This is a genomic window from Marinagarivorans cellulosilyticus (genome assembly GCF_021655555.1).
Lineage (GTDB): Bacteria > Pseudomonadota > Gammaproteobacteria > Pseudomonadales > Cellvibrionaceae > Marinagarivorans > Marinagarivorans cellulosilyticus.
In genome coordinates, this window is record NZ_AP023086.1 from 95,799 (window position 1) to 106,331 (window position 10,533).

General features: G+C 47.7%; 10 protein-coding genes. 4 read left to right on the top strand and 6 right to left on the bottom strand.

Annotation, left to right across the window (positions count from 1 at the left end):
* Positions 1–312 precede the first annotated feature (312 nt).
* The 6 genes from MARGE09_RS00385 to MARGE09_RS00410 all read right to left on the bottom strand — a co-directional run bounded on the left by MARGE09_RS00385 (position 313) and on the right by MARGE09_RS00410 (position 6,817).
* Positions 313–885: a hypothetical protein gene (locus tag MARGE09_RS00385; RefSeq protein ID WP_236985353.1), complete on the bottom strand. Its 573-nt coding sequence runs from the start codon at positions 883–885 to the stop codon at positions 313–315.
* The gene (locus MARGE09_RS00390; protein ID WP_236985354.1) at positions 878–1,102 is read right to left on the bottom strand and encodes a hypothetical protein; all 225 of its coding nucleotides are present in this window, start codon (positions 1,100–1,102) and stop codon (positions 878–880) included. Before MARGE09_RS00390 ends, MARGE09_RS00385 begins: the two co-directional genes overlap by 8 nt.
* A 279-nt stretch (positions 1,103–1,381) precedes the next feature.
* A complete protein-coding gene (locus tag MARGE09_RS00395) occupies positions 1,382–1,906 on the bottom strand; it encodes an Lcl C-terminal domain-containing protein (RefSeq protein WP_236985356.1) in 525 nt (174 codons plus the stop codon).
* Positions 1,903–2,682: an Lcl C-terminal domain-containing protein gene (locus MARGE09_RS00400; protein ID WP_236985358.1), complete on the bottom strand. Its 780-nt coding sequence runs from the start codon at positions 2,680–2,682 to the stop codon at positions 1,903–1,905. The genes MARGE09_RS00395 and MARGE09_RS00400 overlap by 4 nt, the downstream gene beginning before the upstream one ends.
* A 313-nt stretch (positions 2,683–2,995) precedes the next feature.
* The gene (locus tag MARGE09_RS00405; RefSeq protein ID WP_236985359.1) at positions 2,996–4,237 is read right to left on the bottom strand and encodes a DUF1552 domain-containing protein; all 1,242 of its coding nucleotides are present in this window, start codon (positions 4,235–4,237) and stop codon (positions 2,996–2,998) included.
* A 63-nt stretch (positions 4,238–4,300) separates the two neighbouring features.
* Entirely contained in the window at positions 4,301–6,817 is a 2,517-nt protein-coding gene (locus tag MARGE09_RS00410; RefSeq protein ID WP_236985360.1) for a DUF1592 domain-containing protein, read from the bottom strand.
* An 822-nt stretch (positions 6,818–7,639) separates the two neighbouring features.
* On the opposite strand from MARGE09_RS00410, the gene MARGE09_RS00415 reads away from it, so the two are divergent.
* From MARGE09_RS00415 to MARGE09_RS00430, 4 genes are read left to right on the top strand one after another with little or no spacing between them, the layout of a single operon-like run.
* A complete protein-coding gene (locus tag MARGE09_RS00415) occupies positions 7,640–8,260 on the top strand; it encodes a GspH/FimT family pseudopilin (RefSeq protein WP_236985362.1) in 621 nt (206 codons plus the stop codon).
* Positions 8,261–8,288: 28 nt separating this feature from the next.
* Complete coding sequence (pilV, locus tag MARGE09_RS00420; protein WP_236985364.1) at positions 8,289–8,780, top strand: type IV pilus modification protein PilV; 492 nt, start codon at positions 8,289–8,291, stop codon at positions 8,778–8,780.
* 53 nt (positions 8,781–8,833) lie between these two features.
* Complete coding sequence (locus MARGE09_RS00425) at positions 8,834–9,889, top strand: PilW family protein (RefSeq protein WP_236985366.1); 1,056 nt, start codon at positions 8,834–8,836, stop codon at positions 9,887–9,889.
* Positions 9,886–10,518: a pilus assembly PilX family protein gene (locus tag MARGE09_RS00430; RefSeq protein ID WP_236985368.1), complete on the top strand. Its 633-nt coding sequence runs from the start codon at positions 9,886–9,888 to the stop codon at positions 10,516–10,518. The genes MARGE09_RS00425 and MARGE09_RS00430 overlap by 4 nt, the downstream gene beginning before the upstream one ends.
* Positions 10,519–10,533: the final 15 nt, after the last annotated feature.

A 10,533-nucleotide genomic window follows, 5' to 3' on the forward strand; every position in this document is an offset into this window, starting at 1 on the left:
TCATTAACTTAGCGGCAGCCGACAATTTTTCTGGACTCGCTCAAGCAAGCCAATCCATGGACGCTCCGCACGCGCTCTGGAAAACATGCTCCTGCGTTTTCTCCCCCTTACTATCCTGTAAGGCCCGGCGCGTGAGGGTCCTGAAAAATCACCGCCTACCGCTTAACTTGCCTTAAGTTAATGACATTGATAGGGTCGGCTGTCTTGCTCGATGATAAGTGCGGTATATAGCAATGCTTCCAACGTGGAGCTACAATTCAGAGTGTGTGCCCATCTAAACGCCGTTAACAAAGAGCAGAGCGTTTTTTAGGTTTAGTCGGGCAATGAAAGTTTAGGCCAGTTTGGTACCAACTCACCGTTATAACAATTCATATCGCCATATACCGCCAAGGGTGCAGTGCTAGTGCCTAATAATACCGCGTCAATTTTGTATGTTGCGCGATAGCCGCAGGCTCCTGATCCCGCGGATAGATAGAGTAGTTCAAGTTCATTTTCTGTATTTAAAATCATACTGCCCCAAGTTACCTTTGAAGATTTAAGTAATTTGTAATTATCTTCACTTGGTACCATAAAACTAAGTGTTTCTAGAATATTGCCAGCAGAGTCGATTATGTAATTTTGGTAAGAATCCTGATAAGCGCCGAAGTCACATGTAAATTGTAATAACTTTCTATCGGCAGTTAAATCAACGATCCGTATTAGCCGTTCATCTGGAGCCTCAACGTCACCAGTGCATCCCTGCCTGTCGATTTTACTTTGCCAAAACAAAAATTTATTAAGGTCCGGCTTGCTAGTGACAGTACTTTTCTGTTCGCTGGCGAGTTGTTGTGCGCAGGCGGTTGTGGTGATTAATGTTGCGAATAGGTGCGATATGATCTTAAGCATAGTGGGCATAGGCTTGTTTAAAGTTAGGAGTAATGATAGCGCTTTGCGTAGATGCGAAAATTAACTGCTCAAGGTCCGTGGCTGTTTTAGCAATTTGGCTGGCATGGTCTTGGCCGTTAATGATTTTTCGAGCACCGACGTAATTGGTCGTAGCACCAGATAGGTATTGAACTAAGCGAGCGTTTGCAAACAAACCATCCCGCATGCCAATTGACAAATGCCATCGAGGACACCCACAACACTAACGCCGAACCCTAGCCATTATTTCTTTCAGCTTAGGTCTTGGCTATTACAGTCAACGAGTAGGGTGGGCTTGAGTAAAGCCCATTCAACCTAGAAACCGCAGTTGATAGTCAAAAAGATGCGTATTCCGTTGGTGTGTATGGCGTGTAGTAAAAATGTGTAGTCACCTTATTGGTGATGAATCATTTTTATCGCGCGTCAGGTGCACCAAGGGGATGCGTAGACTTTGATGGTTCAACTGCGGTTTTTAGGTTCAAATACTTCGCACCAAATAAATCCCAAACACAGCTTCAATCTCACGCGGCAGCATAATGCCGGTGGTGAAATCGACATGCCATGCGTAACCTTCCTCTCGGCGGCCGGGGGTGCTGGACCAATAGCCTGAATTTAAGGTACCGGGGAACACCGCCTCATTAATTGCTGGGCCGGTGCAGGCGCGATCGACAAGCGAGCTAAGCTCGGATTTGTTGGGTAGCCTCCAATCGTTAAAACCACCGGCTTCAGCACTAGCTGCCAGTGTTACGGCTTCGCCCCATGTGGTGGCGAGCGGTTGGCTGGTGTCTTGCTCGCAGCGGTTTTTAACGGGTGCCCATTGTTGCCCGAGTGGGCAGCGCAGCCACATTAAACCGGTATGGGTATCGATAGCCGTTGCGTTATTCAGTGTGTAGCGTTCTGTAGGGGCTTGTTGTTGCAAGCTGGTTAGGCAGGTAGCAAAGGCGCAGGATTGCCAGCTAACGGCGAATAAAACGAGCGCGGATTTAACGGTTCGAAACCTCATAGCGATTCTCCATCGGCGACTAAGCGCACGTAGTTGGGCGCCTCTTTAATGGTGCTGCCAGTGCTGCCGTCGCTAAAGTATAAATACCAAGCCCGCAACCGCGCGGGGGCATAGGTTTGGTTGCTCCAGTATTGGTCGTTTTTGGTATTGGGGAAGTAGTCGGTATCGACGACGAGGTCCAAGTTTGTAGAAACCACAAGGCTCATTAGCTCATTAACCGTCGGTAGGCGCCAGCGGTTGCTGCCGCAGTAGGCCATGGCGTTTAGCGCTTCAATGTAGGCTTTGGTATTACAGGCAATGCCATTGCAATCGTCGGTGTTTTCTAGGCCGGGTTCTGCGCCATTGCGGCTGTTGTCGTCATCAAACCACGAATATTTTAAACCGACGTAGTGTGGGCTATTGGCATCACCCGATTTTACTTCCCAGCGCAAGCCGGTGTGATTGTCGTGAATACAGGCCCATTGCGGCTCGTTGGTTGGGGTGCCGGTCATCGAGAGTTTGGACCAATCAAAACCCTGTGGACCATCGCCTGTTTTGTGGAGTGTGCGGGTATTAGCTTGAAAATCGCGGCCAGTATTGCCATCTTGCACGCCAGCGACTAGGCAATAGACGCTGAACCCGTTGGCATTGCGGCAGTAATCTGTGCCGGTATCGTTTAGGGGGTGTGGGTACTTAGCGCTACTGCTAGCGTTGCCTTCGCTGCTAGAAGGGGGCGTTGCGGTATTCCCGCCACAGGCTGTTAGCAAAAACGCTAAAAGTATAAGGCCGCTTCTCATAGTAATAGGCTCATCGGGTTGAATTGTTGTGATACTGCACTGTAAGGGTAAAGTCTATTATCGGCGGATTAAACTAAGAGCATCTCTAAAAATGCACTTTTTCCGCGATAGCGGCGTCAGCTCCGTCCTCGAGTCCTCATTTACACCACGTAAACTGTGGCTCTCCGGGCGGTGCTTCCTTGCTCTCACACAAAAATTACTATTTTTAGAGGCGCTCTAAGGCCGCGCGCGATAAATGCGCTAAGCGAATAAAAAAGGCCTAGTGCTCGCAGAGCAGCTAGGCCTTTACATTAACAGCGTTAGCGCTGTCGTTTTAAACGACGTTCTCGTTTTTCATAATGTCCGTCATATGGCCAGAGCTTTGTAAGCCGCCTAAACCAAAGCCTTGAGCAATGTCGTTCATCAAGGCGCGGTTAGAGCTGCCACCGCCAACCCCGGATGGGAAGCCGCTCATATTGGTTGCCAGAATATTCGGGCAGCCGCCTGTGGTGTGGCTAATGCCGTCTTGGTCGGTTACTTGTAGGAAGACGGTATTATCAATCATCTTGCCGCCTGCTGGGTCGTCTGTTTCGGCAAGGGTTTTGATGGTGTAAGCAACGGCTTCGTTAATGTAACGGGTAATGGTGATTACATCGTTACGGCTTCGGCCGTGGCAGGTTTGGTGGTGGGCTTCGGTAAAGCTACCTTCGTAGCGCCAGTTACTTTGGCTATCGTCCAGCTGAATAGTGGCCACGTTACTTAAGCCACACTTCATGGCGGTAATGGCAATATCGGACATCAGCATAATTTCGCTTTTGCAGCCGCCGGCATTGTCGGTAGCGTTTTGCGAAGCCATTTGTGGATCGGCACAGCCTGCTGGCGGGACAAATTGGCTGGCATCGTTAAGGCGCTTGTCGATTCGCTCGAGCGCTGCAAAGTGGGTTTCTAAGCGGGATTTTTCTTCCGAGCCGAGCTTTTTCATTAGCTCGTCAAGCGCCGCCTTGTTGGTATCGAGAATCGATTTTTGCTTAAGGTACAAAGCCTGTGCTGCGCCGCCCGGAGGTGGGCCACCAAACAATTGGTTGTAAGCGGCTTGCGGGTCGCTTTCTGGCACGATGGGCTGACCACCACGGCGGCCGATAAGGTCGGTGGGGGTGGTACAGCGCACGCCTAAATTAAGGCCTTGGTAGGGGGTGTCTGCACTGATAAGGCGTGCCATCTGAACATCAAAGCTGTCGCGCGAGCCAATGTTCATTGCAGCATGCGCCGCGCCGTGGCCACCACCAATAACGTTAACGAGTTTAAATTGGCAGTAACGTGCAACATCCAGTAGTGGCTGCGTGCATTGGTTCATTGAGCCTGGGCTTGAAGGCAACCAAGAGCCTTGCGGTGCGCCAGCCGGGTAGCTAAAAGCAATAAAGCGTTTGGTTTCGCCAGCGGCTTGGGCTGCGCGGTTAATCATGGCGCCGCCAACAAAAGGGGAGGCTTTCCAAAGCGCAGAAGAAACGCCTGCCTTCGATACCATATCGAGAAACCTGCGGCGTGTGCTATTGAATTTTCTTATTTCAGTAGTCATTCCTATATACCTTTAATAAAACTGTTTCAAAATTGGCCCAGTACCCTGGGCCATGCCGCGTGCTTAGTTTGCTTTGCGATAGCGTAGTAAGTCTTGCATCACTAAAGCGGTAATAGCGGCTTTAGCACTGCTGCCTTCGGCAGTATAGGCCGTACGGGCTTTGTCGGCGGCGCAAGCGAAGTCGGACGCTTGCTCATCGGTTAATGCTTGTTCAGTGGCGACGGCATCTACACCCTTTTTGTTTAAAGGCATACCCGAAATAAAGCGGAAGCCTTTTTCGATCAAGCACTCGCTGGCACCGGGTAATGTAGCAACCACTTTAGATAAACCTTTAGCACCGGCGAATGGGATGGAATCGGTATCGTCGGGGCTTTGTGTGCCGTACAAAATACCGGCGATATCAACATCCAACGTTTGCACGCCGCCATAGCCTTTTTCGGTATCGCGCCATTGGCCGGCTTGGTCAAAGTCTTCCATGCCGAACAGTGGGTTAATTTGGTATTTGTGGCAGCCATCGCACGAACGGGCATCGGTAATGCCTTCGTTGTATTCGCGGGTTGTCATACCGCCTTGCTCAAATTCGCTGTTAACGCGGTTTTTAAGTTCTTCGCGGTCTTCAATTAATAGCGGTGGCGGCAAAATGTGTTGACATAACATTTGCTCACGTACACGTACGGCGCGAATAATAGGGCGTGTTTTCTCTGGTAGTGCGTGCAAGGTCATAAAGGCACCAGAGGTGAGTACGCCGCCGCGTTCTTCTAGGTTTTCAACCACTTTCCAGTCGTTGTTGCCTGAAGAGCCCGAGGCAATGCCGTAGTAATCCGACAAGGCTTTATTCAGTACCGTGAAGTCGCCGCCATAGAAAGATTCGAATGGACGATCTTGGTAAACAATTTCTTGGAAAAGCTGACGTACTTCTTCAGCCATAGACTCACGCACTTCTGGGGTGTAGTTAGGGAAGAGCGCACTGTCGCGGTCCCACAGCGAGCCTGTGATTTTGTAGGTATCAAACCAGTAGCTGGCCATTTCGCCAATGCGTTGACGACCGCGCGGGGTATCAATTAAGCGTTCAACTTGGGCGCGAATTTGATCCTCGTAATGCAAACCATCGTTTGAGGCGGCATTCCATAAAATATCATCCGGCGCAGAGCCCGTTAAGGTATAGGACAAGAAGCTGGCGTACTCGAATGGGTCTAATACATAGCTATCGGGGTCCGCTAACTTCATTTTTTCTTCATCGCCGCGAGATGGGGTATAGAGCTTCGCTGCGCCAAAGGTGATAGTGCTGATATACACTTGGTCGCTTGACGTTTGGAAACCGATATAACCGTCGCCTGGTGCAGCATCTTTAATGCTAATGCGTATGTTTTGCGGGCGATCTGAGGTGACCTCAACGGGATATTCTTTATTGCCCGTTTTCATAATGATCGAGGGGTAGCTGCCGTTAATTTGGGAAGCGCGAATCTGGAAAGATACAATATCGTTGCCCGTCCATGTATAACGAGGAGCACCGTTGTTATCTAAGTAGTATTGGATGCGAGAAAAGCCATCGTCGCCTTGGTTACCAATAGCAACCTGCATTTGCGAGCTTGGATCTGGGCGGTAGTAAGACATCGGCTCGGTACTGAGGATGTCAGAAACCTTTTGGCCAAGCTCAGAGCGGTACAAGAACTGAGGTGAGGTAAGCGCTGCAATAATCGCTAGCTGCAAGCCTTCTTCTGGCGCAGAACTGCCAAAAATTTCAAAGTACTGTAAACGCTCGGCCTCTGTAATGGGGCGGCGGAAAATGCGCGGTAGTAATTCTTCAACAAATTTATCAGAGCAACCACCAGTACAGGCGAAGGGTTGGCCGTTTTCGATCGCTTCGTTGGCGATGGCTTCGGCAACCGACCAGTACTTACCCGCGCGGCTATCGTCCACAGGGGTAGCCGAGTTATTCGGGAAGCCGCCGCGCTCGGAGTCGATAACGATTTTAGAGCGGTAGTCGGTGGTGATGCCAAGTAAGTCTTCAATAGAGTTTTGGTACTCATCCAAAGTTAGCAAGCGCAACGCTTGGGGCGAGTAGCCTAAAGGTTTGGTGGTATCACAAGAAACTTTACCTTGTGGCTCGCCACCGTTTAAACCTTTTAAGTAAGCGGTGATATCGGCAGCGCATTGACCCACACATTCTTCAGGTAAGCCAACTTGTGTTGGCATCTCGTCTTTAATAATGGTGAACATCTCTTGAGCAGAGAGGCCTTGGTAGTCGATCGGTGTTGTGCCGTTGGCATCTGCACCGTGGCAGGTCGAACAGGCAAAGCCATCGTAGATCATGGCTTCGTAGCGCTCGGCACCTTTTAGTGCGTCGGGAACAAAGTCGGTGTAAAGGTTGCCGCCGGTAGAGGGGGCCGAAGATGATGTTGCTGTTGAGCTAGGTGTAGTGGGTGCGCTGCTCGACGAAATAGCAGCAGTGCTGCTTTGCGTGGCTTGGCTGCTCGATGACGATGTAACATCATTTGAACTTGAAGATCCGGGGTCGCCGGTTCCAGTACACGCCGTCATAATTGCAGACGCGAGTGCTAAAGGCACAATCTTGCGCATTATTCCTTCCTCTTTCATATGGCCAAATTTGGTACTTCTTAATGATGCACCTTGCTTAAGGTGGAAAGGTGCACAAATTACCGACTCATAATAGATCTACTTTTTGTATGCCGTTGTGATCGATGCGGGTGTTTTGCCCTATGAATTCACTATTTTCTAAGAATTGAGAACATTGGCACAAATCGCCAAGGGGATGACACAGGTGTCACGCGGGGTTGCGGCTAAAACGGCAAAAGTGAGCGCAAAAAGTGGCACTCAATATCGAGCCTAAAAAGTGATAAAAAGGCGCCTTTTTACTGCAAATATGAATGTCCAATAATGGTTTTTTAAGCACTTTTTTCGCAATGAATTAACTATAGTATGGTGATAAAACTGGTAGAAATTGATATCGCTGTTTGCTATTGATATCAAAAACTAAAATAATAATTTATTTGGTTATTTATTTACCATATTTGAAATATATCTGAGGCGTTAAAATAATAAGGGCACGCCGAAGCCAGAAAAAGCCCTCCACTTAATAACAAAATCAATATCGCTGTATCGTTTTTGAAAGGAATTCGAATAACCGCATTTCACCGGTCTCAGCAATCGACCGTTCGTTTCTTTGTTTTAGCTACTTTCTGATCCAAGAAAATCTCAATTAAAAGCTCGGCGGTTATAACGAATCCGTCAGTCTAATAAGCGCTCCCGTCCATCTTGTGCCCACTCACTGATCGCACCTAAATACGCTAGGGTTTATTGCATAGGCGTCATTGTTGAGCCCTTAATTTGTTCGCGCCCTGGCTTGAGGCGCGTCTATGGAGCCGTTATGCAGGAGTTGTTATGAGTAGGGTCTATTCCGGATTCACAATTGTTGAGTTGATGGTTGTTATCGTGATTTCGGCAATTTTAATGATGATGGCAGTGCCTTCTTATCAAGGGTTTATTAAGCGTAATAACGTCCAAAGCCTGCAGAGCCGTATTGCGGCTGCAGTGGTAACGGCGCGCAGTGAAGCGGCTTCGCGCAATGGTGTAACGACTTTGTGCGCTAGCAATGATGGCGCGAAATGCGGTGGCGTTTGGAACGATGGCTGGATTGTGTTTTTGGATAACGGCGAAGGCGATAGCGGTGTTGCGCAAAATGCAAAGCGCGAAAAAGACGAAAGAGTCGTGCTCAGTTTTTCAAATACAGGTAATTACACCTTAACAGTGCAAAGCGAAGAGGATAACGCGGCAGTTGATGCTTTTAGTTTTAACAGTCAAGGTTTTAGCTTAAATAAAACACGCGCACTCGTTACGGTGTGCGAGCCCGAGGGTGATATAGCTTATGCCCGCGGGCTAATTATAGAGCGCAGTGGCCGCACCATGACAACACGTGATTTAAGTGGCGACGATGGCATTCACGAAAGTCGTTTTGATGACGGCTTTGGCAATATAACGGTGAATAATTTGTCCTGCGGGTAATCATCGCTAGGACATTGGTATTTTAATTATGGTTAAGCCGATTAAGCGAATGTGTGGTGCCACCCTATTAGAAATGATGATTTCATTGTTTGTGATGGGGGTAGGCATGATGGGGGTGCTGGGTATGCAGACGCAGGCAGTTCGCTTTAACCATCAAGCTTATTCTTACTCGCAAGCGGTATTTTTAGCGCAAGAAATTATGGAAAGTATTCGTGCTAATAAAACTGTTGCGGCTAGCTATCAAGTGGCCTTAGGTGATGGTTCATCAACTGCGAAAAACTGTTCGGCTGTTAATGCTAATTGCAGCCATAGCCAATTAAAAGATTGGGATATAAACGCATGGCAGGAAAAAGTCGCCAAGCGATTACCAGCAGGTAAGGGCGGCATTGCGTACGACGGTACGACTTATGTTGTAACGCTGGAATTTGACTTAATCCCCATGGATAAACAGCGAGATAAATCCACAGAGCAAACTCTCGACAATGAGCGGCAAACATATACCTTAAAGGCAGGCCTGTAATTATGTTTAGTTGCAATAAGTTACCGAGCAGCGTGAAAGCCCTAGGGTATTCTTTGATTGAACTTATGGTCACCATGCTTATTGGATTGATTATTCTTAATGGTGTTTTTCAGGTTGTTATGACCAGTAAGCGCAGTGAGTTGGACCACCAAGAAATTTCTTATATTCAAGAAAATGCGCGTTTCGCATTGGATGTTTTAAGCCGCGATATCCGCATGGCCGGTTACATTGGTTGCGCAAATAATAATACCGATCAAGTGAATGTGATTACCCACGATGTAATGGGTTTTATTGGCACTGCAGGTATTAAGGGTTTTGATGGCGATAGCTCAGCCAATGATTTTCCAGTTCAATACCGCGCTTTAGTTAAAGATAAAACAGATTCACTATTAATTCGTCGCGGTGAATCAGAGCAGGAAATCCTAGTGCGCTCACAAAACCCAATTACAGACACAATTACACTGTGGACTAATCACGATTTTGAACAGCATCAACCCCTCGCGTTAGTTGACGGAACTTGCCGCTTTAGTGCGTTGTTTACGGCCAGTAAAATCGATAACGCATATACCCTTAGCCATGGCGTTAGCCAAAATAATTGTAATGATGTATTGCGTGGGCGTTACAGCTGCGGTGACTGCAGTGGTAGCAACTGTCCAAGAATGTTACCAAGTGCTTCTTATTTAGCGGGGGCACGCATTATGCCGCTAATTTCTAATGCCTATTTTATTGGTGAATCTAGTTTATTGCCAGGTACCCCTGCACTTAAACGGCAATCTATGTTGGTGGATGGTGGGGCAATCACCACGCGCACCGAAGAGCTCGCAACTGGGGTAGAAAATATCCAATTTCTTTACGGGGTTGATACTAACCAAGACGGCGAAATTAATGAATATCGAAAGGCCGCTGAAATGGACGTTAATAGCGACGGCGTAATTAATAGTGATGATTGGGAACGTGTAATTACCGTAAAAATAGACATGCTTTTGATTTCGCAAGCGCCTGTATTTACAAATCCTCAGACGGTCGTTTTTAACGGCATAGACTATTTGGGTTTATTTATGCGACAAGTTGTTAGCACCACGATTCAGATTAGGAATCAAAACACATGAAGCGGCAAGAAGGAGCGGCATTGATAATAAGCCTTATTATTCTGGGTGTGTTGACCCTTATTGGCGTAACGAGTATGCAGCGCTCTGGCTTGGAGCTGAAAATGGTTTCTAGTGCACATGATCGCAGTGTTGCTTTCGAGGGCGTGGAAACCGCATTGCTAAAAATCGAAGAGCAGTTATCCAGTAATCCACCACCTTTGGCAAGCCACTATAGCAATTGCAGTGGTGTAGATTGTTTTAATACTGAGTGTAAAAATGGATTGTGTTTTTCTGGTGAATATTATCCTTCGCAAGAGCGAGCACAATGCTATATCTCTGACCCTGAAAGTAAAGATCAAAAGGATTTTTGGTCCGATAACGAATTAGATGTATGGGCAACGGCAGGCCGGCATTCAACGATTAACATCGCCGGGTTAAACACACCAGTAAAATATATTATTGAATTCTTATGCTTTACCAATGTGGGTGCAGAGCTAGGTACAGGTTTTTCAACACAAGGGGCAACGGCAACGACGAGCGAAAACGAAAATTTCAAACCGCTTTATCGCATTACCGCTATGGCCAGTGGTAATGCAAGTAGAGCAACAGTGGTTTTACAGTCAACCTATCGCATAGTGAAAGAATCATAAGTAATTTAGATTCTG